Here is a 21993-nt window from a genome sequence, read left to right as displayed (position 1 = left end):
GCAGGAAGGTGCGGATTCGTATGTTGCCAAAGACAAAATAATTGCAACATATGTTAATTCCCGGGCCTGGCCGGCTACTCCGGCGGGGCGGACCCGGCATCAGGGAAACTCCCGAGTCGAAATCATTAAAAACGGGGTTGTCTAGACAAGTTGCGATGGCTACACTGCAATCCATCCCGAACTTGTCTAGACAGGATTGCTCACATGATTACGTTGACCCCCGGCCACCTGACCCTCCCGCAACTGCGCAAGATCGCTCGCGAATCCGTGCAGCTCACGCTCGACCCGGCGAGCTTCGCGAAGATCGACGCCGGCGCGAAGGCCGTCGCCGACATCGCGGCGAAGGGCGAGCCGGCATACGGTATCAACACGGGATTCGGCCGCCTGGCCAGCACGCACATCCCGCACGACCAGCTCGAGCTGCTGCAGAAGAACCTGGTGCTGTCGCACGCGGTCGGCGTGGGCGAGCCGATGGCGCGCTCGTCGGTGCGTCTGCTGATGGCGCTGAAGCTGTCGAGCCTCGGCCGCGGCCATTCGGGCATCCGCCGCGAGGTGATGGACGCGCTGATCACGCTGTTCAACGCCGACGTGCTGCCGCTGATCCCGGTGAAAGGCTCGGTCGGCGCATCGGGCGACCTCGCGCCGCTCGCGCACATGTCGGCCGTGCTGCTCGGCGTCGGTGAAGTGTTCATCCGCGGCGAGCGCGCGAGCGCGCTCGACGGTCTGCGCGTCGCGGGCCTCGCGCCGCTGACGCTGCAGGCGAAGGAAGGCCTCGCGCTGCTGAACGGCACGCAGGCCTCGACGGCGCTGGCGCTCGACAACATGTTCTCGATCGAAGACCTGTACCGCACCGCGCTCGTCGCCGGTGCGCTGTCGGTCGACGCGGCAGCCGGCTCGGTGAAGCCGTTCGACGCACGCATCCACGAGCTGCGCGGCCATCGCGGCCAGATCGACGCGGCCGCGGCGTACCGCGACCTGCTCGACGGCTCGCCGATCAACCAGTCGCACCGCGACTGCGACAAGGTGCAGGATCCGTACAGCCTGCGCTGCCAGCCGCAGGTGATGGGCGCGTGCCTGGACCAGATGCGCCACGCGGCCGACGTGCTGCTGATCGAAGCGAACGCCGTGTCGGACAACCCGCTGATCTTCCCGGATACCGGCGAAGTGCTGTCGGGCGGCAACTTCCACGCTGAACCCGTCGCATTCGCGGCCGACAACCTCGCGCTCGCCGCAGCGGAAATCGGCGCGCTGGCCGAGCGCCGCATCGCGCTGCTGATCGACGCGACGCTGTCGGGCCTGCCCCCGTTCCTCGTGAAGGACGGCGGCGTGAACTCGGGCTTCATGATCGCCCACGTGACGGCTGCCGCGCTGGCGTCGGAAAACAAGACGCTCGCGCACCCGGCATCGGTCGACTCGCTGCCGACCTCGGCGAACCAGGAAGACCACGTGTCGATGGCGACGTTCGCCGCGCGCAAGCTCGCCGACATCGCGGACAACACGAAGTACATCCTCGCGATCGAACTGCTGGCCGCCGCGCAGGGCGTCGACCTGCGCGCGCCTTACCACACGAGCCCGAAGCTCGCGCCGGTGATGGAAACGATCCGCGGCCATGTGGCGCACTACGAGCTCGACCACTACTTCGCACCGGACATCGCGGTGATCGCGAAGCTCGTGAGCGAGCGCGCGTTCGCGAAGGCCGCGCCGTTCTCGTTCGCATCGGAACAGTAAGCCCATGAGCGCGCCGGTCTACCAGGAGATCAAGGATTTCATCCTGGGCCGCATTCACGCCGGCGAGTGGGCGGAGGGCGACCAGGTGCCCTCCGAGAACGAACTGGCCCGCGAGTTCAAGGTCGCGCGCATGACCGTCAACCGCGCGTTGCGCGAGTTGACGGCCGAGCAGGTGCTCACGCGCATGAAGGGCGCGGGCACCTACGTCGCGCGGCCGAAGTACGAGTCGACGCTCGTCGCGATCCGCAGCATTTCGGAAGAGGTCGACGCGCGCGGGCATGCGTACCGCGCGAGCGTGCTCGGCCTCGACACGATCCGCGCCGACGAGGCGCTCGCCGACGAGATGCAGATGGCCGTGCGCGCCACGCTGTTTTATTCGCAGGTGTTGCACTTCGAGAATGACGAACCCGTCCAGCTCGAAGAACGATGGGTGAATCCGGCGGTCGCGCCGGATTATGCCGAGCAGGATTTCACGAACACGACGCCGAACCTGTACCTGATGCGCGCGGCCCCGCTGCAGCGCGTCGAGTACCGGATCGAAGCGGCGGCTCCGGCGCCCGAGCGGCGCGAGCAGTTGCGGATGGACGACGTCGAGCCGTGTCTGGTTTTACATCGGCGTACCTGGTCGCAGGGCGTCGTCGCCTCGGTGGCGAATCTGTGGCACCCGGGCAGTCGTTATCGCTTCACCGGGCATTTCTGATTCCAATTGATCTTCACTTTCCTTCGGGAGCAGTTGTCATGAACCATCCGAAACACATCGATCCCCGTCTCGATCCGACGCGCACGATCCGCGCACCGCGCGGCAGCGAGAAGGTCTGCAAGACCTGGCTGGCCGAAGCGGCCTACCGGATGATCCAGAACAACCTGGATCCGGAAGTCGCCGAGCATCCGCATGCGCTCGTCGTGTACGGCGGCATCGGCCGCGCGGCGCGCAACTGGGAATGCTACGACCAGATCCTCGCCTCGCTGAAGGATCTCGAGGACAACGAAACGCTGCTGATCCAGTCGGGCAAGCCGGTCGGCGTGTTCCGCACGCACCCGGATGCGCCGCGCGTGCTGCTCGCGAACTCGAACCTCGTGCCGCACTGGGCGAACTGGGATCACTTCCACGAGCTCGACCGCAAGGGCCTGATGATGTACGGCCAGATGACGGCCGGCAGCTGGATCTACATCGGCAGCCAGGGGATCGTGCAGGGCACCTATGAAACGTTCTTCTCGGTCGCGAACCAGCACTTCAACGGCGACCCGTCGGGCCGCTGGATCCTGACGGGCGGCCTGGGCGGCATGGGCGGCGCACAGCCGCTGGCCGCGACGATGGCGGGTTTCTCGATGATCGCGGTCGAATGCGACGAGACGCGCATCGACTTCCGCCTGAAGACCCGCTACGTCGACAAGAAGGCGACGACGCTCGACGAAGCGCTCGGCATGATCGACGAAGCGAAGCGCGCCGGCAAGCCGGTCTCGATCGGCCTGCTCGGCAACGCGGCCGACGTGTTCGCGGAACTCGTCAAGCGCGGCGTCACGCCGGATTGCGTGACCGACCAGACGAGCGCGCACGACCCGATCAACGGCTACCTGCCGCAAGGCTGGACCGTCGCGCAATGGCGCGAGGCGCAGAAGGTCGATCCGCAAAGCATCGTGAAGGTCGCGAAGCAGTCGATGGCCGAGCAGGTGCGCGCGATGCTGACGCTGCAGGAACGCGGCGCGGCCACGCTCGACTACGGCAACAACATCCGCCAGATGGCGCTGGAAATGGGCGTCGAGAACGCATTCGACTTCCCGGGCTTCGTGCCGGCTTATATCCGCCCGCTGTTCTGCGAAGGCAAGGGTCCGTTCCGCTGGGTCGCGCTGTCGGGCGATCCGGAAGACATCTACAAGACCGACCAGAAGGTGAAGGAGCTGATTCCCGACGACGCGCACCTGCACAACTGGCTCGACATGGCACGTGAGCGCATCGCGTTCCAGGGCCTGCCGGCACGGATCTGCTGGGTCGGCGTGAAGGATCGCTATCGCCTCGGCCAGGCGTTCAACGAGATGGTGAAGAACGGCGAACTGAAGGCCCCGATCGTGATCGGCCGCGACCACCTCGACACCGGTTCGGTCGCGAGCCCGAACCGCGAGACGGAATCGATGAAGGACGGTTCGGACGCCGTGAGCGACTGGCCGCTGCTGAACGCACTGCTGAACACCGCGGGCGGCGCATCGTGGGTGTCGCTGCACCATGGCGGTGGCGTCGGGATGGGCTTCTCGCAGCACTCGGGCGTCGTGATCGTCGCCGACGGTACCGCCGAAGCGCACGAGCGTCTCGGTCGCGTGCTGCTGAACGATCCGGCGACGGGCGTGATGCGCCATGCGGATGCCGGCTACGAACTCGCGCAGCAGACGGCCCGCGAAGTCGGCCTGAAGCTGCCGATGCTCGGCCGCTGAGCATGACGGCGCTCGACCAGGCGCCGGTGCACGCAACGCTGGCCGCCGCGATGATTCGCGCAGCGGATCTCGTTGCGTCGCCGTGGAAGAACGGCGGCGGCGTGACGCGCGAAATCGCGGCATTTTCGTCGCGCGGAACGTCTGTCGGTGCGGCGCCGGGCGCCGCGCTCGATGCGTTCGCGTGGCGCGTGAGCGTCGCGGACGTCGACGCGGCCGGGCCGTTCTCGCGTTTCGACGGCGTCGATCGCACGCTCGTGCTGCTGTCCGGCGCGGGCATGACGCTCACGGAAGCCGGCGGCGCGCGCCATGTGCTCGACGCGCCGCTCGCCCGTGCGGATTTCGCCGGCGAAACGGCGATCGACGCGACGCTGCACGACGGCCCGACCCGCGACTTCAACCTGATGACGCGCCGCTCGGCCGCGCGCGGGACCGTCGACGTGTGGCGCGCAGGCACGCACCGCGTCGAGCGCGCCGATACCGTGCTGCTGTTCTGCGCGAGCGGCACGGTCGGCGTCGAGATCGACGGCGCGCATTACGCGCTGCAGGAAATGGACACGCTGCGGCTCGACGGGCCGCGGCGTGCGTTTGACGTCGTCGTGAGCGGAGGCGGCGCGCTGCTCGCCGTGTCGCTCGCCGTCGGCGCACGAGACTGAACGCATGAAACCGACTGTCTGGCATCACCTGAGGCTGTGTCCGCACGGCCACCCCGACGAAACCCTCGACGACGCGGCGATCGCCGTCGACGAAACCGGCACGATCGTGTGGCTCGGCGCATTCTCCGCGCTGCCGCACGGTTACGCGCACTGGCAGCGGGAAGACCTGCACGGCGCGTGGGTGACGCCGGGCCTCGTCGACTGCCACACGCACCTCGTGTACGGCGGCACGCGCGCCGACGAGTTCGCGCAGCGCCTCGCCGGCGTCAGCTACGAGGAGATCGCGCGGCAGGGTGGCGGGATCGTGTCGACGGTGCGCGCGACGCGCGCGGCCGACGAGACGACGCTGTTCGTGCAGGCCGCCGCACGTCTGCAGCCGCTGCTCGCGGAAGGCGTGAGCGCGATCGAGATCAAGTCGGGCTACGGGCTCGACCTCGCGAGCGAGCGCAAGATGCTGCGCGTCGCGCGCCAGCTCGGCGAGCGCTTCCCGGTCAGCGTCTACACGACGTTCCTCGGCGCGCATGCGCTGCCGCCGGAATACGCGGGCCGCGCGGACGAATACATCGACGAGGTGTGCGAACGGATGCTGCCGACGCTGGCCGACGAAGGCCTCGTCGACGCGGTCGACGTGTTCTGCGAGCGCATCGGCTTTTCGCTCGCGCAGACCGAGCGCGTGTTCGAGGCCGCGACGCGGCGCGGCCTGCCGGTGAAGCTGCACGCGGAGCAGCTGTCGAACGCGGGCGGCACCGCGCTCGCCGCGCGTTATCGCGCGCTGTCCGCCGACCACCTGGAATTTCTCGACGAAGCCGGCATCGAGGCGATGAAGGCGGCCGGCACGGTTGCCGTGCTGTTGCCCGGCGCGTACTACTTCATCCGCGAAACGCAATTGCCGCCGATCGAGCTGCTGCGCAAGCACGGCGTGCCGATCGCGCTCGCGACCGATCACAACCCCGGCACGTCGCCGCTCGAATCGCTGCTGCTGACGCTGAACATGGGCTGCACGCTGTTCCGGATGACGGTGCCCGAGGTGCTGCAGGGCGTGACGCGCCATGCGGCCGCGGCGCTCGGCCATGCTGATCGTCACGGTGCGCTCGAGATCGGTCGTCAGGCCGATTTCGCGGTCTGGTCGGTCGGTTCGCTGGCGGAGCTCGCTTACTGGATCGGCCGCCCGCTGTGCGAGCAGGTCGTGCGCGGCGGTGCGACGGTGTTTCGCCGGATGAACGGCTAGCCTTGCAGGAGACGAAACTGACCATGACCGAAATGACGTTGTTCGCGGACCATGCCTACCTGCCCGACGGCTGGCGCCGCAACGTGCTGCTGCGCTGGGACGCGGCCGGCACGCTGACCGACGTGACGCCCGACACCGATGCGCCGGCAGGCGTCGCGCGCGCGGCCGGGCCCGTGCTGCCCGGCATGCCGAACCTGCATTCGCACGCGTTTCAGCGTGCGATGGCGGGGCTCACCGAATACCGTGCGAATCCCGCCGACAGCTTCTGGAGCTGGCGCGACCTGATGTACCGCTTCGCGCTGAAGATCACCCCCGACGCGCTCGCGGCGATCGCGCGCTGGCTGTACGTCGAGATGCTCAAGTGCGGCTATACGTCGGTGTGCGAATTTCACTACGTGCATCACGCGCAGGACGGCTCGCGCTATCCGCAGCTCGCGGAGCTCGGCACGCGCGTGATCGACGCGGCGCGCTCGGCCGGCATCGGCATCACGATGCTGCCCGTGTCGTACCAGTTCGCCGGCTTCGGCAACAAGCCGCCGCGCGACGACCAGCGCCGCTTCATCAACACGCCGGACGGCCTGCTCGAACTGCTCGACGCGATGCGCCGCGTCGCGCCCGAGCACGGCGGGCTGCGCTACGGCGTCGCGCCGCACTCGCTGCGCGCTGTGTCCGAGAACGGGCTGCGCGTGCTGCTCGACGGCCTGCCCGACGACGCGCCGGTGCATATCCACATCGCCGAGCAAACAGCCGAAGTCGACGACTGCGTGCGTGCGTACGGCGCGCGGCCCGTGCAATGGCTGCTCGATCGCTTCGACGTCGACGCGCGCTGGTGCCTCGTGCACGCGACGCACGTCGATGCGGCCGAAACGGCGGCGCTCGCGAAGCGTCGTGCGGTGGCGGGCCTCTGCCTGACCACCGAAGCGAACCTCGGCGACGGCGTGTTCCCGGCCGTCGACTATCTCGCGCAGGGCGGCGTGATCGGTGTCGGCTCGGACAGCCATGCGTCGGTCGACTGGCGCTCGGAGTTGCGCCTGCTCGAATACGGGCAGCGGCTCGTGCATCGTGCGCGCAACGTACTCGCGAGCGACACACAGGCGCATGTCGCCGACCGGCTGTTCGACGCGTCGCTCGCGGGCGGCGCGCAGGCAAGCGGGCGGCGCATCGGTGCGCTGCGTGAAGGCTGCCGCGCCGACTGGCTCGTGCTCGATCCCGATCATCCCGCGATCGCCGAACACGGCAGCGCGGCGTGGCTGTCGGGCGCGGTGTTCGCCGAGCATGGCGACACGCCGGTGCTCGACGTCTACACCGGCGGCGAACGCGTCGTGAGCGGCCGCCGCCATCGCGACGAAACCGCTGCTTATGCCGACTACCGCGCCGCGCTGGCGCAACTGCTGCGCTGACGCGCGGCGTCCGGCGCACGCCGCGCGCGTGCGCCGGCAGACTTTTACGGTGATGCGACATGACTGAACAACCGGCTGTATTCACGCTGAAGCAGGGCACGCTGCCGCTGCTGATCTCGATCCCGCACGCAGGCACCCACATCCCCGATGACATCGCCGCGACGATGACGCCCGACGCGCGCTTCGTCGACGATTGCGACTGGCATCTCGAGCGGCTGTACGGGTTTGCGGCGACGCTCGGCGCATCGATCCTCGTGCCGTCGCACGCGCGTTACGTCGTCGACCTGAACCGTCCGCCCGACAACGAGAACCTGTACCCGGGGCAGGATACGACCGGGCTCGTGCCGGTCGACACGTTCGACAAGGCGCCGCTGTATCCGCCGAACGCGCTGCCCGGCAACGACGAGATCATGCGCCGCCGCGACCGCTACTGGCGCCCGTATCACGACGCGCTGCAGGGCGAGATCGCGCGCCTGAAGCGCGAGCATGGCCGCGTGCTCGTGTGGGAAGCGCATTCGATCCGCTCGCACGTGCCGCGTTTCTTCGAAGGCCGCCTGCCGGACTTCAACTTCGGCACGTCGAGCGGCGCGAGCGCCGCGCCCGGCCTCGCCGAGGCGCTGGCCGCATGCGTGAACGCGCACGGCGGTTATACGGCGGTCGCGAACGGGCGGTTCAAGGGCGGCTACATCACGCGTCACTACGGCGTGCCCGCCACCGGCGTCGAAGCCGTGCAGCTCGAACTGTCGCAGATCACCTACATGGAAGAGACGCGTCCGTACGCATACGACGAAGCGCGCGCCGCGCGGATCGTGCCGCTGCTGCAGACGCTCGTCGAAACCGCGCTCGCGCATCGTTGATCCGTTGGCATGCTGCATGCGGCGGTGCGGTGATACTTTCCGCGCCGGCTTGCCAGCACGCGGCGCGGGCAAGCTGACGCAGCGCACAAAAACGGCATCGATTCGAATGGTCGATGCCGTTTTTTTTGTCTGATCGATGTCGGGGATCGGCACCTGGAAATTTGACGCAATTTTTAGGTGATATAAGCTGAATGTCAGGAAGTCGTCACGCGCGCACCGGCGACGACGGCGTCGATTGGCGCTGTACCAAGCCGGAATCCGTCGCGAGACACCTTCCCGACGTGTCGCCGCACGGCCTCGTCGCCTGCGCTTCACCGCGACACGTGTCCTGTCTTCATCAGTCAGTCGAGTACGATCGTGAAAGCCGCCAGCCCTTCGATACGCCGGACCCGAAGTCCGTCGGCGGGCGCGCCGCCTCAGGCCGGGCCGATCCGGCATGCTGATCGCGGCACGCGCGCCGCCCTCATACGCGAGCCTGGTTTCTTCGCTGTGTCCCATCGCGGCCTGCGCCGCTTCAACCTCGTGACCGCGCACCTGTTCAGCGCGGTGCAGCGCGACGGCAGCGCTTCATTGTTGCCCTAGTGTCGTTTTCCATTTTCGCATCGGGTCACACTGCCGGTTGCCGCATCGTGCGCGCGGCATGATCGCGCACGCGCGCAATCCACGCCACGGCGGGCTTCCATCGTCCTGCGCGTCCGCACGCGTCGCGCGCTTATCGCGGAGGCGATCATGCGAGCGCGCCCGATCGTAGCCGTCACCGCCGACCGCATCCTGCGCGGCGCCCATCCGAACCACACGGCCGGCGAGAAGTACCTCGTCGCGCTGGTCGACGGCGCCGGCGCGCTGGCGTTCGTGCTGCCCGCGCTGGGTGAGCGGCAGCCGGTCGATGCGATCGTTGCGTCCGTCGACGGGCTGCTGCTGACCGGCAGCTATTCGAACGTCGAGCCGCATCACTACGGCGGCCCGGCGAGTGCGCCCGACACGCTGCACGACCCCGCGCGCGATGCGACCGCGCTGCCGCTGATCCGCGCGGCGATCGATGCCGGCGTGCCGGTGCTCGCGATCTGCCGCGGCATGCAGGAACTGAACGTCGCGTACGGCGGCACGCTGCATCAGCGGCTGCATGCGAGCGCCGGTTTCCACGACCATCGCGAGCGCGACGGCGATCCGCTCGAGCGGCAGTACGGCCCCGCCCATCGCATCCAGCTTGCGCCGGGCGGTCTGCTGCAACGGATCGCGCGCGGCGCGCACGACGCAATGGTCAATTCGCTGCACGACCAGGGCATCGCGCGGCTCGGCGCCGGGCTCGCGGTCGAAGCGAGCGCGCCCGACGGGCTGATCGAGGCCGTCAGCGTGCGCGGCGCGCGCGCGTTCGCGCTCGGCGTGCAGTGGCATCCCGAATGGCGTTTCGCGGAACAGCCGCTGTCGCGCGACATCTTCGCGGCATTCGGCGCGGCATGCCGCGCGCGCATGACCCACCGCATTCGTGCGACCGGCGGCACCATGCCGTCGCCGGCCGCATCCGACATCGACTGAACGAGGCCGATCATGCAACCCGAACTGAGCGAATTCCTGCGTCAGCACCGCATCACCGAAGTCGAGGCGATCATTCCCGACATGGCCGGCATCGCGCGCGGCAAGATCATTCCGCGCAACAAATTCGAATCCGGCGAATCGATGCGCCTCCCTCAGGCCGTGATGGTGCAGACCGTCACCGGCGACTATCCGGAGGACGGCACGCTGACCGGCGTGACCGATCCCGACATGGTGTGCGTGCCCGATCCATCGACCATCTGCCTGGTTCCGTGGGCCGTCGATCCGACCGCGCAGGTGATCCACGATTGCGTGCATTTCGATGGCTCGCCGGTCGAGATCTCGCCGCGCTACGTGCTGCGCCGCGTGCTCGACCTGTACAAGGCGAAGGGCTGGAATCCCGTCGTCGCGCCCGAGCTCGAGTTCTACCTGGTCGACATGAACGCGGATCCCGACCTGCCGTTGCGTCCGCCGATCGGGCGCACCGGCCGCGCCGAAACCGGCCGGCAGTCGTATTCGATCGAGGCCGTCAACGAGTTCGATCCGTTGTTCGAGGACATCTATGAATACTGCGAGATGCAGGGGCTCGACATCGAGACGCTGATCCACGAAGTCGGCGCCGCGCAGATGGAGATCAACTTCGTGCACGGCGACGCGCTGTCGCTGGCCGATCAGGTGTTCCTGTTCAAGCGCACGGTGCGCGAGGCGGCGCTGCGGCACAACATGTACGCGACGTTCATGGCCAAGCCGATGGAAGGCGAGCCGGGCTCCGCGATGCACATCCACCAGAGCCTCGCCGATGTGCACACCGGCCGTAACTTGTTCGCCGAAGAAGACGGGGTCGTATCGCCGATGTTCCACAGCTATCTCGCGGGGCTGCAGAAGTACACGCCGGCGCTGATGCCGATCTTCGCGCCGTACATCAACTCGTATCGCCGGCTGTCGCGCTTCATGGCCGCGCCGATCAACGTGCAGTGGGGCTACGACAACCGCACGGTCGGCTTCCGCATCCCGCAGTCGACGCCGGTCGCGCGGCGCATCGAGAACCGGATTCCGGGCGTCGACTGCAACCCGTACCTCGCGTTCGCAGCGACGCTCGCGGCCGGCTATCTCGGCCTCACGCAGCAGCTCGCGCCGACGGAGCCGATCGCGTCCGACGGCTACGACCTGCCGTACCAGCTGCCGCGCAATCTCGAGGAGGGCATCTCGCTGATGGCCGCGTGCGAGCCGCTCGCCGGCATTCTCGGCGACAAGTTCGTGAAGGCGTACCTGGCGCTGAAGGAAACCGAATACGAAGCGTTCTTCCGCGTGATCAGTTCGTGGGAACGTCGCCATCTGCTGCTGCACGTGTGAGTGTGCGGCGCTGTTTTACGGAGGAAACATGACCGATCGAAACGAAGCCTTCCCGCCGCACTCGACCGCGGAATACCGCGCGCTCGACGCCGCGCACCATATCCACCCGTTCTCGGACATGGGCGCGCTCAATCGCGCGGGCAGCCGCGTGATCGTGAAGGCCGACGGCGTCTACCTGTGGGACTCCGACGGCAACAAGGTGATCGACGGGATGGCCGGCCTCTGGTGCGTGAACGTCGGCTACGGCCGCAAGGAACTCGCCGACGCCGCGTATCGCCAGCTGCAGGAACTGCCGTTCTACAACACGTTCTTCAAGACCACGCACCCGCCGATCATCGAACTGTCGGCGCTGCTCGCCGAAGTCACGCCCGCGGGCTTCAACCACTTCTTCTATTGCAACAGCGGCTCCGAAGGCAACGACACCGTGCTGCGCGTCGTGCATCAGTACTGGCGCGTGCAGGGCAAGCCGCAGAAGAAGTTCGTGATCTCGCGCAAGAACGGCTACCACGGCTCGACGATCGCGGGCGGCACGCTCGGCGGGATGGGCTACATGCACGAACAGATGCCGTCGAAGGTCGAGCACATCGTGCACATCGACCAGCCGTATTTCTTCGGCGAGGCGCAAGCCGGCGAGACGCCCGAAGCGTTCGGCCTCGCACGCGCGCAGCAGCTCGAGGCGAAGATCCTCGAACTGGGCGCGGAGAACGTCGCCGCGTTCATCGGCGAACCGTTCCAGGGCGCGGGCGGCGTGATCTTCCCGCCGTCGACGTACTGGCCGGAAATCCAGCGGATTTGCCGCAAGTACGACATCCTGCTCGTCGCCGACGAAGTGATCGGCGGCTTCGGGCGCACCGGCGAATGGTTCGCGCACCAGCACTTCGGCTTCGAGCCGGATCTGATCACGATGGCCAAGGGCCTGACGTCGGGTTACGTGCCGATGGGCGCGGTGGGCATTCACGAGCGCGTCGCGCGCCCGATCATCGACAACGGTGAATTCAATCACGGCCTCACGTACTCGGGGCATCCGGTGGCGGCGGCCGTGGCGGTCGCGAACCTGAAGTTGCTGCGCGACAAAGGAATCGTCGAGCGCGTGAAGCGCGACATCGGGCCGTATTTCCAGCGTCGGCTGCGGGAAGCGCTCGGAGATCATCCGATCGTCGGCGAGATCGCGGGAGCGGGGCTGGTCGCGGGCGTTCAGCTGGCGCGCGATCGGAGCCGGCGCGAGCGATTCGGCGCCGATGTCGATATCGGCACGATCTGCCGCGACTTCTGCTTCAACGGCAACCTGATCATGCGCGCGACCGGCGACCGGATGTTGCTGTCGCCGCCGCTCGTGATCCGGGAAGCGGAAGTCGACGAGATCGTCGACAAGGCGCGGCGTGCGTTTGATGCGACGGCGGAGCGGGTGAAGTGAGCGGTCGCGGCGCTTCGATCAGATGCCGTCGAAGCGCCTCTTGAAGGGGGCGGGCGAGCCCGACGCATGCAGCAGCGGAGGAGGGGTGCAGAAAAGCAGCCGCAAAACGAAAAGGGCCTGCGTCGTGAGACGCAGGCCCTTGAATTCTTTGGTGGGCGGTACTGGGATCGAACCAGTGACCCCTGCCGTGTGAAGGCAGTGCTCTACCGCTGAGCTAACCGCCCAAAGAAGCTGAAATTATGTCAGAGCTTTTGGGGTTCGTAAAGCCCTTTCTGCAAATTTTTTTCAGGTTCGCGCAGCAATCCATCAGCCAGCCGTCGACGGCTCGACGAGATCGAGGATCGAGCCGTCGCGCTTGAGCGTCGCGAGCACGATGCTCGAATTGATCGACATCACGCCCGCCGCGCGGTGCAGCCGGTTGATCACGAAGTCCGAGTAGTGGTCGAGGTCGCGCGCCCGCACCGTCAGCACGTAGTTCGAGCCGCCCGTCACGATCTGCGCGGCGATCACTTCCGGCCACACCTGGATCGCTTCCACGAACCGGTCGTGCCACTCGGGCACGTCCGGCCGCATCGACACATGCACGAGCGCCTCGAACGCGACGCCGACCTTCTTCGGCTCGATCGTGCAGCGATACCCCGCAATGGCGCCGCGTTCCTCGAGCAGCTTCACGCGCCGCAGGCACGCCGACGGCGACAGCGCGACCGCGTTCGCGAGGTCCTGATTGCTGATGCGTCCGTCCCGCTCGAGGTGCCGGAGGATCCGCATGTCGGTTCGATCCAGAGTCATTTCGCAGAATCCAGTGAATTTTGAGTTACAAGACGCAGACTCTACGGCAATCGACGCGATTCGTCATCGAAAAGTGAAGCTCATTCTATTTCGTCCTCGATAACATGCGCCCCATGCCTCGACCGCACGGCCTGACGCGCTGTCACGCCGCCGGCCGTATCGCCGCCTTCAACTCCTACCGTCATTCCGCCATGTACGAACATGTTCCCGCCTATCCGGGCGACCCGATCCTGTCGCTGTTCCAGGCGTTCCAGCAGGATGCGCATCCGCACAAGGTCAACCTCAGCATCGGCCTCTACTATGACGACGCGGGCCGCATCCCGGTGCTGGAGAGCACGCGTCTCGCGGCCGAGCGCCTGCGCGAAGCCGGCGCGCCGCACACGTATCTGCCGATGGAAGGGCTCGCCGCGTACCGGCAGGGCGTGCAGCGCCTCGTGTTCGGCGCCGGCTGCGCGGCGCTCGCGCAAGGGCGCATCGCGACCCTGCAGACGCTCGGCGGCTCGGGCGCGCTGCGGCTCGGCGCCGAGTTCGTGAAGCGCTATTTCCCCGACAGCGCGATCTGGATCAGCGATCCGACGTGGGACAACCATCGCGTGATCTTCTCGGCGGCCGGCCTCGACGTGCACACGTATCCGTACTACGACGAAGCGCGCAACGATCTTCGCGTCGACGCGATGCTCGCGGCGCTCGATGCGCTGCCCGCGCGCAGCATCGTGCTGCTGCAGCCGTGCTGTCACAACCCGACGGGCCTTGACCTCGACCGTGACGCGTGGCGCGCGGTGATCGACGTGCTCGCGCGCCGCGGGCTGATTCCGTTCCTCGACATGGCGTACCAGGGCTTCGGCGACGGGCTCGACGACGACGCGTGGGCTGTGCGCGCGATCGTCGAAGCGGGGCTGCCGGCGATCGTCAGCAACTCGCTGTCGAAGAATTTCTCGCTGTACGGCGAGCGCGTTGGCGGGCTGTCGATCGTCTGCACGAGCGCCGGCGAAGCGGCGACGGTGCTGAGCCAGTTGCAAGCCGGCGTGCGCCGCACCTATTCGAGCCCGCCGCTGTTCGGCGCGCAGCTCGTGTCGACCGTGCTGAACGACGACGTGCTGCGCGCGTGTTGGGAGGACGAAGTCGCGGAGGTGCGCGCGCGCATCAAGCGCATGCGCGGCGCGCTGAAGGCGCGGCTCGACGCGCGCCTGCCCGCGCCCGCGTTCGATGCACTCGTCACGCAGCGCGGGATGTTCAGCTATACGGGCATCGCCGCGACCGACGTGGACCGCCTGCGTGCGTCGCACGGCGTCTACCTGCTGCGCTCGGGCCGCATGTGCATCGCCGGCCTGAACGACGCGAACGTCGACCATGTCGCGAACGCGATCGCCGACGTGCTCGGCGGCACGTCGCGCCAGGCCGCCTGAGCGGCCGATCCCGAACCGAAGGAGGACACGATGGCAGACATGATCGCGGTCGACTTGCCGCAGCTGGCCCAGCCGTTCTCGTGGGCGACCCGCGCGGGCGGGCTGATGTTTACCGGCCACGGGCCGGTCGATGCATCCGGCGCGATCGTCGGCGACACGATGACCGCGCAGGCGCGCATCACGCTCGGCAATCTCGCGAAGGCCGTTGCGGCAGCCGGCGCGACGATGGACGACGTCGCGCAGGTGCTCGTCTATCTGTCCGACGTGAAGGCGATGCCGGAATTCGACGCCGAATACCGGCGCCACTTCCGCGAACCGTATCCGAACCGCACGTGCGTGGGCGTGCGGGGCTTCGCGCATCCGGCGATGCGCGTCGAACTCGTCGCGTACGTCGCGCTGCCGGCGGCGCGCAATTAGCACCCTGCCGCGTGGCGCGGCTTGCAATACCCGTAATCACCAGCAAACCCCGAGAAGCACAACAAGGATAAAGACAAGGATGGAGACGAACGTGACGAGAATGATTCGATTCGCAGTACCAACGATGGCGGGCCTGCTCGCCGCGAGCGGCGCGATGGCGCAGGGCAGCGTGACGCTGTACGGCATCGTCGACCAGAGCATCCGCTACACGACGCATGCGAATGCGTCGAACGACGCGAGCGTGCAGCTGACCAACGGCGCGATCACCAACAGCCGCTGGGGCCTGAAGGGCAGCGAAGCGCTCGGCGGCGGGCTGAAGGCGATCTTCCAGCTCGAGAGCGGCTTCGAGCCGCAGAACGGGCAGCTCGACGGCGCGCTGTTCGGCCGCTACGCGTATGTCGGCCTCGCGAGCGACTGGGGCACCGTGAAGCTCGGCCGGCAGGCGACCGAGGCGTTCAACCTGTTCGGCGATCTCGATCCGCTGACGGTCGGCAACTACACGGCCAACATGTGGCCGTACTTCCTCACGCAGGGCCGCGCAAGCAACACCGTCAGCTACGACGGCACGTTCGGCGGGCTAGACGTCGGCGCGAGCTACGGTTTCGGCGGCGTCGCCGGCAGTCTCGGCGCGAATGCGTACTGGGGCACGCACGTGTCGTACACGCTCGGCGGACTGATGATCGGTGCGACCTACCAGCAGGTGCGTGACCTGAACAGCCGCGCACAGCAGGCATGGGGCGCGGGCGCACGCTATGCGTTCGGCGCGGCGACGCTGTACGCCGGCTATCTCGGCGGCATCGACCGCACGGGCATGCTCGATCGGCAGCTGCTGAACGCGCCGGGCCGCGACGTGAGCTACGGCTCGTTCGCCGACAACCCGCGCCGCGACGCGATCTTCTACACCGGCGTGAGCGTGAAGGTCACGCCGGCGGTATCGGTGACGGGCGTCGGTTACTACGACGACATCCGCAACGTGAACGGCGTGGCAGGTAACGGCGGCAAGCGCTATACGGGCGTGCTCGAGGCCGAGTACGCGCTGTCGAAGGCGACGCAGGTCTACGCGACGCTCGACTACAACCGGGTGACCGGGGGCGCGTTCACCGAAATGCCCGGACGCGGCAACCAGACGGGCATCGCGGCCGGCCTGCGCCATCTATTCTGAGCACGCGGCGCACGGGCCGGTGCGGTCCGGCACCGGCCCGTGCGCCGTCGACGTTTCGACCGGACTGACGCTTTAGAACGAGGTCATTCGATGCAACCAGAAGGGCAATTCCAGCACATCGCGGCGCGCGAGCACGGTCTGCGCCGCACGCTTTCCGCACGGCAGATGGCGATGATCGCGATCGGCGGTGCGATCGGCACCGGTCTGTTTCTCGGCAGCGGGTTCGCGATCGGCTTCGCGGGTCCGAGCGTGCTCGTCAGCTACGCGATCGGCGCGTTCATCTCGCTGTTGCTGATGGGCTGTCTCGCGGAGATGACGGTCGCGCACCCGACCTCCGGATCGTTCGGCGCCTACGCCGAACATTATGTGAGCCCGTGGGCCGGGTTTCTCGTGCGCTATGCGTACTGGGCGTGCATCGTGCTCGCGGTCGGCACCGAAGTCACCGCGATCGCGCTGTACATGAAGTACTGGTTCCCGGGCGTGCCGGGCTGGCTGTGGATTGTCGGCTTCTCGGCGCTGCTCGTGTTCGTCAACGCGCGCAGCGTCGACGTGTTCGGTGCGGTCGAGTATGGTTTCTCGGTCGTGAAGATCGCGGCGATCGTCGGCTTCATCGTGCTCGGCGCGTATGTCGTCTTCGGCAATCCGGCGCTGGTCGGCGACGGCGCGGCGCGCGCGGGTTTCCATCATTATACCGATCACGGCGGCTTCTTTCCGAAGGGCATGTGGGGGATGTGGGTCGCGGTGATCGTGTCGATCTTCAGCTACCTGAGCATCGAGATGATCGCGGTCGCGGCGGGCGAGGCGGAAGATCCCGAGCGCGCGGTGACGCGCGCGTTCCGCTCGACGATCGTGCGGCTCGTGCTGTTCTACCTCGTCACGCTCGCGCTGATGCTCGCGATCGTGCCGTGGACGGCGGCGGGGCGCGACGAGAGCCCGTTCGTGAAGGTGATGGAGGCGATCCACCTGCCGGGCGCGGCCGGGCTGATCAACTTCGTGGTGCTGATCGCCGCGCTGTCCGCGATGAACAGCCAGCTCTATATCACGACGCGGATGATGTTCAGCCTGTCGCGCGCGGGCCATGCGCCGAAGGCGCTCGGCGAGGTGAACGCGCGCGGCGTGCCGTTCGGCGCGCTGATGCTGTCGACGCTCGGCATCGCGCTCGCGACGGTGCTGAGCGTGCTGTATCCGGATGCATCGTTCACGATCATGATGTCGGTGTCGATGTTCGGCGCGCTGTTCACGTGGATGATGATCTTCGTCACGCACTACTGCTTCCGGCGGCGTCGCGCGGCGCTCGGCATGCCGGCGCCGGCGTTCCGGATGCGCGGCTTTCCGCTGCTGACGCTGCTCGGCGCGGCGCTGATGCTCGCGGTGATGGTGACGACCTACTTCACCGCCGAATTCCACATGACGCTGATCTTCGGCGTTCCGTTCCTGATCGCGCTGTCGGTCGTGTACGCGGTGTGGTACCGGCGCGCGCAGCCGGTGCTGCAGCCGGACGCGAAGTAGCGGCGGCGGCTCACCCCGCGAGCGCGGGCAGCGCGTCGATCGACGCGCGCACGTAGTCGGCGAAGCGCAGCGCGACCGGTTCGGCGGTGCCGCTGCGCTTCAGTTCCAGCGTGCGCGATTCGAGCGACGCATCCTTCAGCGGCCGGAACGCGAGCCGGTCGCTCTTTACCTGCTGCAGCACGCGCGGCACCAGCGCGATGCCCATCCCGAACTCGATCATCGACAGGATCGTCTGCCACAGCCGCGCCTCGTGACGGATCAGCGGGCTGAAGCCGGCGTTTACGCATTGCGCGATGATCAGGTCGTGATAGTGCGGCGCCGCGTCGCGCGGAAACAGGATGAACGGTTCCGCGGCCAGCGCGGCGAGCGCGACCTGCCGGCGCCGCGCGAGCGGATGCGCGGCCGGCAGGCAGCACACGAACGGTTCCGCGTAGACGGGCGTCGATTCGACCTCGGGCGGGCAGTGGCCCCAGTGCGCGTAACCGAGATCGATCTGGCCGCGCTGGACCGCCTGCACCTGCGCGTGCGTGTTCATCTCGCTCAGCACGATTTCCACGCCCGGATAGTCGGCCTCGAAGCGCTGCACCGCATCGGGCAGCCCGCGATACAGCATCGAATGGACGAAGCCGATCCTCAGCCGACCCGCGAGGCCGGACGCCGAGCGCACCGTGAGACGCTCGGCCTCGCTCGCCTGCAGCAGCAGCCGGCGTGCTTCGCCGAGCAGCACCGCACCCGCGTTGGTCAGCGCGACCGTCTTGTTGGTGCGTGAAAAGAGCTGCACGCCGAGCGCTTCCTCGAACTTGCGGATGTCGAAGCTCAGCGCCGGCTGCGAGATGAACAGGCGCTTCGCCGCGCGCCCGAAATGCAGTTCCTCGGCGACCGCCACGAAGTAGCGCAACTGCCGCAGTTCCATGTTGTCTCCTCCCGGCTCCGGCATCGATAAGTGCCGTCTATCGTACCGGATAAATCCTGTATTGGACGCTTATCGATCGCGCGCCTAGGCTCTGCGTAACGCCTGGCATCGGTCGGCCGCGCCGCCACGATGCGTGCCGCCCGGCAGCCGGGCCACCATGGAGACGCATGCATGAACGACACCGCTCGCACGCGCGACGCCGGCGCATCCGGCAACATCCCCGACAGCCGGGGCATCAATTTCTTCACGGCCGATCCCGATCTCGGCGCATTGCTGAAGCTGCATCTCGGCGCCACCCAATACGCACGACTCGAACCGCAATTGCACGCGCTCGGCGCGCGCGTGTCGGGCGAACTCGACGAATGGGCGTCGCGCGCGGACAAGCATCCGCCCGTGCTCGAACATCGCAATCGGCGCGGCGAGGCCGTGCAGCGGATCGACAAGGACCCCGCGTATGTCGCGCTGGAACGCGTCGCGTATTCGGAACTCGGGCTCGCGGCGCTGAGCCACCAGCCCGACGCAGTGGCGCCGCTCGTCAAGTACGCGCTGACGTTCCTGTTCGTGCAGGCGGAATTCGGGCTGTGCTGCCCGGTCAGCATGACCGACTCGCTCACGCGCACGCTGCGCCGTTTCGGCGAACCGGCGCTCGTCGAGCACTACCTGCCGATGCTCGCGTCACGCGATTTCGACACGCTGTTCCAGGGCGCGATGTTCATGACCGAGCAGGCGGCCGGCTCCGACGTCGGCCGCATCGCGACGCGCGCGGTGCGCGAAACGCACGCGCCGGGCGAAGCGGCGTGGCGCCTGTACGGCGACAAGTGGTTCTGCTCGAACGCCGACGCCGATCTGGCGATGGTGCTCGCGCGGCCCGACGGCGCGCCGGACGGCATCAAGGGGCTCGCGCTGTTCCTGCTGCCGAAGACGCTGCCGGACGGCACGCGCAACCACTACCGGATCGTGCGGCTGAAGGACAAGCTCGGCAGCCGTTCGATGGCGAGCGGCGAGATCGCGCTCGAAGGCGCGCAGGCCTACCTGATCGGCGAGATCGGCCGCGGTTTTCACCAGATGGCCGACATGATCAACATGTCGCGGCTGTCGAACGGCGTGCGCGCGGCCGGGCTGATGCGGCGCGCGCTGAACGAGTCGCTGCACGTGGCCGCGCACCGCACGGCATTCGGCCGGACGCTGATCGAGATGCCGTTGATGCAGCGCCAGTTGATGAAGATGCTGCTGCCCGCCGAGGCCGCGCGAGCGATGTTCATGCAGATCGCGCTGCTGCTGCCGCAGGCGGATGCGGGCGACGAGCAGGCCGCGCGCTGCGTGCGCATCCTGACGCCGCTGATCAAGTTCCGCGCGTGCCGCGATGCGCGCCGCGTGACGGGCGACGCGATGGAGGTGCGCGGCGGCATCGGCTACATCGAGGAATGGAGCGATGCGCGCCTCGTGCGCGACGCGCATCTCGGCTCGATCTGGGAAGGCACCAGCAACATCGTCGCGCTCGACGTCGCGCGCGCCGCGCAGCGCGAGCAGGCGCTGGACGCGCTGCGTACGTTCCTCTCCGATCGGCTCGGCGCGGCGCCGCTGCCCGACGCAAGTCGCGCGGCGCTGCGGCGCATTCTCGCGCGCGCGTGCGATGCGCTCGCCCGGGTTGCGGCGGCAGGCGACGACGCATGCGTGCGGCAGGCCGCGTCGTCGCTGTACTACGCGAGCGCGGCCGTGCTGATGGCGTGCGAGGGCGTGCGGCTCGCACCCGACTACCGGCGCCTCGCGCTCGCGCACCTGATCGTGCGTCACAAGCTGCTGCCGGTCGATCCGTTCGCGCCGGCGTCGCGCGACGACGAAGCGATGGCGTTCGACGCGCTGGTGCGCGGTACGCCGGTGCCGCTCGACATGGCGCTCGACCTGCTGCCGGAGGTCGAACGATGAACGCGACGAACGCGACGAACGCGACACGCGGCGCACTGGACGGCCTGAAGGTCGTCGACCTGAGCCGTGTGCTCGGCGGCCCGTACTGCACGCAGGCGCTCGCCGACCACGGTGCGACGGTGATCAAGATCGAGCCGCCGGACGGCGACGAGACGCGTGGTTGGGGGCCGCCGTTCCTCGGCGACACCGCGTGGTATTTCATGGGCGTGAACCGCAACAAGGAAGGGCTCGCGCTCGATCTGTCCCGCGACGAAGGGCGCGCGATCCTGTCGCGCCTGCTCGCCGACGCCGACGTGCTCGTCGAGAACTTCAAGCCCGGCACGCTCGCGCGCTGGGGGATGGACTACGCGCGCGATCTGCGGCCGCGCTTCCCGCGCCTGATCCACTGCGCGGTGACCGGCTTCGGCGCAGACGGTCCGCTCGGCGGGCTGCCTGGCTACGACGCGGTGATCCAGGCGATGGCCGGGCTGATGAGCGTCAACGGCGAGCGCGACGGCGACGCGATGCGCATCGGCTTGCCGATCGTCGACATGGTCACGGGGCTCAACGCGCTGGCCGGCATCCTGCTCGCGCTCGCGGAGCGCGAGAAGAGCGGGCAGGGCCAGTCGATCGACATCGCGCTGTACGACTGCGGCGTGTCGCTGCTGCATCCGCACCTGCCGAACTTCTTCGGCTCCGGGCGCGTGCCCGAGCGCAGCGGCAACGCGCATCCGAACATCGCGCCGTACGACAGCTACCGCACGGCGACGGTGCCGATCTTCCTCGCGGTCGGCAACGACCGGCAGTTCGCACGGCTCGTTGCGCATCTCGGCGCACCGGCGCTCGCCGGCGATCCGCGCTTCGTCGACAACCGCAGCCGCTGCGCGCACCGGCCCGAGCTGAAGGCCGAACTCGAGGCACGGCTGGCCGCCCATCCGTGCGAGCCGCTCGCTCGCGACCTGATGGCGGCGGGCGTGCCGTGCGGGCCGGTGCGCACGGTCGCCGATGTCGCGCGCGACCCGCATGCGCTGCACCGCGAGCTGTTCGTCGAGATCGGCGCATATCGCGGCACCGCATCGCCGGTGAAGCTGTCGCGCACGCCGGCGACCTATCGCTCGCCGCCACCGGCGCTCGGCCGCGACACGCGCGCGGTGCTCGATCGCCTCGGCGTCGATCCCGCGCTCCGGCAGCAACTGCTCGACGCCGGCGTGCTGAAGGCCGCGCCCGATGAGACGTAACGTGATTGGCCGACGGGGTCCGCGGGTGAGCATCCCCGGCCGAGGAAGCAGCAGGCAAAGC

General features: G+C 68.1%; 18 protein-coding genes and 1 tRNA gene. 16 read left to right on the top strand and 3 right to left on the bottom strand.

Annotated features, from left to right (window positions below):
• The first annotated feature begins 204 nt into the window (after positions 1–204).
• From hutH to ACP26O_RS11105, 10 genes are all read left to right on the top strand, one after another.
• Positions 205–1728 (top strand): histidine ammonia-lyase, encoded by a 1524-nt coding sequence (gene hutH / locus ACP26O_RS11150; RefSeq protein ID WP_105833491.1) that lies wholly within the window; start codon positions 205–207, stop codon positions 1726–1728.
• Positions 1729–1732: 4 nt separating this feature from the next.
• Positions 1733–2428 carry a histidine utilization repressor gene (gene hutC, locus ACP26O_RS11145; protein ID WP_011657419.1) on the top strand — a complete coding sequence of 232 codons (696 nt, stop codon included), beginning with the start codon at positions 1733–1735 and terminating at the stop codon, positions 2426–2428.
• 38 nt (positions 2429–2466) lie between these two features.
• Positions 2467–4155 carry a urocanate hydratase gene (hutU, locus tag ACP26O_RS11140; RefSeq protein ID WP_175666694.1) on the top strand — a complete coding sequence of 563 codons (1689 nt, stop codon included), beginning with the start codon at positions 2467–2469 and terminating at the stop codon, positions 4153–4155.
• A 2-nt stretch (positions 4156–4157) separates the two neighbouring features.
• Entirely contained in the window at positions 4158–4808 is a 651-nt protein-coding gene (locus tag ACP26O_RS11135) for a HutD/Ves family protein (protein ID WP_175666695.1), read from the top strand.
• 4 nt (positions 4809–4812) lie between these two features.
• Complete coding sequence (gene hutI / locus ACP26O_RS11130) at positions 4813–6036, top strand: imidazolonepropionase (protein ID WP_175666696.1); 1224 nt, start codon at positions 4813–4815, stop codon at positions 6034–6036.
• A 23-nt stretch (positions 6037–6059) separates the two neighbouring features.
• The gene (locus tag ACP26O_RS11125; RefSeq protein ID WP_175666697.1) at positions 6060–7436 is read left to right on the top strand and encodes a formimidoylglutamate deiminase; all 1377 of its coding nucleotides are present in this window, start codon (positions 6060–6062) and stop codon (positions 7434–7436) included.
• A 59-nt stretch (positions 7437–7495) separates the two neighbouring features.
• Positions 7496–8293, top strand: a complete 798-nt coding sequence (gene hutG / locus ACP26O_RS11120) for an N-formylglutamate deformylase (RefSeq protein ID WP_012364256.1) — start codon at positions 7496–7498, stop codon at positions 8291–8293.
• 729 nt (positions 8294–9022) lie between these two features.
• The gene (locus tag ACP26O_RS11115) at positions 9023–9829 is read left to right on the top strand and encodes a gamma-glutamyl-gamma-aminobutyrate hydrolase family protein (RefSeq protein ID WP_175666698.1); all 807 of its coding nucleotides are present in this window, start codon (positions 9023–9025) and stop codon (positions 9827–9829) included.
• Between the two features lie 12 nt (positions 9830–9841).
• Positions 9842–11179: a glutamine synthetase family protein gene (locus tag ACP26O_RS11110; RefSeq protein WP_175666699.1), complete on the top strand. Its 1338-nt coding sequence runs from the start codon at positions 9842–9844 to the stop codon at positions 11177–11179.
• A 28-nt stretch (positions 11180–11207) separates the two neighbouring features.
• Complete coding sequence (locus ACP26O_RS11105) at positions 11208–12593, top strand: aspartate aminotransferase family protein (protein ID WP_175701337.1); 1386 nt, start codon at positions 11208–11210, stop codon at positions 12591–12593.
• A gap of 149 nt (positions 12594–12742) precedes the next feature.
• On the opposite strand, the gene ACP26O_RS11100 is transcribed toward ACP26O_RS11105, so the two are convergent.
• Together ACP26O_RS11100 and ACP26O_RS11095 are read right to left on the bottom strand one after the other, a co-directional pair.
• A tRNA-Val gene (locus ACP26O_RS11100) sits at positions 12743–12817 on the bottom strand.
• A gap of 82 nt (positions 12818–12899) precedes the next feature.
• On the bottom strand, positions 12900–13382 hold the full coding sequence (locus ACP26O_RS11095) for an Lrp/AsnC family transcriptional regulator (RefSeq protein WP_175664975.1): 483 nt from the start codon (positions 13380–13382) through the stop codon (positions 12900–12902).
• Positions 13383–13573: 191 nt separating this feature from the next.
• On the opposite strand from ACP26O_RS11095, the gene ACP26O_RS11090 reads away from it, so the two are divergent.
• From ACP26O_RS11090 to ACP26O_RS11075, 4 genes are all read left to right on the top strand, one after another.
• On the top strand, positions 13574–14788 hold the full coding sequence (locus ACP26O_RS11090; protein ID WP_175664974.1) for an amino acid aminotransferase: 1215 nt from the start codon (positions 13574–13576) through the stop codon (positions 14786–14788).
• Positions 14789–14818: 30 nt separating this feature from the next.
• Positions 14819–15205 carry a RidA family protein gene (locus ACP26O_RS11085; RefSeq protein WP_175664973.1) on the top strand — a complete coding sequence of 129 codons (387 nt, stop codon included), beginning with the start codon at positions 14819–14821 and terminating at the stop codon, positions 15203–15205.
• 100 nt (positions 15206–15305) lie between these two features.
• Complete coding sequence (locus ACP26O_RS11080; protein WP_175664972.1) at positions 15306–16367, top strand: porin; 1062 nt, start codon at positions 15306–15308, stop codon at positions 16365–16367.
• A 90-nt stretch (positions 16368–16457) separates the two neighbouring features.
• The gene (locus ACP26O_RS11075) at positions 16458–17876 is read left to right on the top strand and encodes an amino acid permease (RefSeq protein WP_175664971.1); all 1419 of its coding nucleotides are present in this window, start codon (positions 16458–16460) and stop codon (positions 17874–17876) included.
• A 10-nt stretch (positions 17877–17886) separates the two neighbouring features.
• On the opposite strand, the gene ACP26O_RS11070 is transcribed toward ACP26O_RS11075, so the two are convergent.
• Positions 17887–18789: a LysR family transcriptional regulator gene (locus ACP26O_RS11070; RefSeq protein WP_165751692.1), complete on the bottom strand. Its 903-nt coding sequence runs from the start codon at positions 18787–18789 to the stop codon at positions 17887–17889.
• Positions 18790–18960: 171 nt separating this feature from the next.
• On the opposite strand from ACP26O_RS11070, the gene ACP26O_RS11065 reads away from it, so the two are divergent.
• Together ACP26O_RS11065 and ACP26O_RS11060 are read left to right on the top strand one after the other, a co-directional pair.
• The gene (locus ACP26O_RS11065) at positions 18961–20715 is read left to right on the top strand and encodes an acyl-CoA dehydrogenase family protein (protein ID WP_175664970.1); all 1755 of its coding nucleotides are present in this window, start codon (positions 18961–18963) and stop codon (positions 20713–20715) included.
• Entirely contained in the window at positions 20712–21932 is a 1221-nt protein-coding gene (locus ACP26O_RS11060) for a CaiB/BaiF CoA transferase family protein (RefSeq protein ID WP_175664969.1), read from the top strand. Before ACP26O_RS11065 ends, ACP26O_RS11060 begins: the two co-directional genes overlap by 4 nt.
• Positions 21933–21993: the final 61 nt, after the last annotated feature.

Origin of the sequence: Burkholderia sp. R-40 (assembly GCF_049942845.1) — a bacterium.
In the GTDB taxonomy this organism is placed as follows: domain Bacteria; phylum Pseudomonadota; class Gammaproteobacteria; order Burkholderiales; family Burkholderiaceae; genus Burkholderia; species Burkholderia ambifaria.
This window is presented reverse-complemented; position numbering and strand designations above follow the sequence as displayed.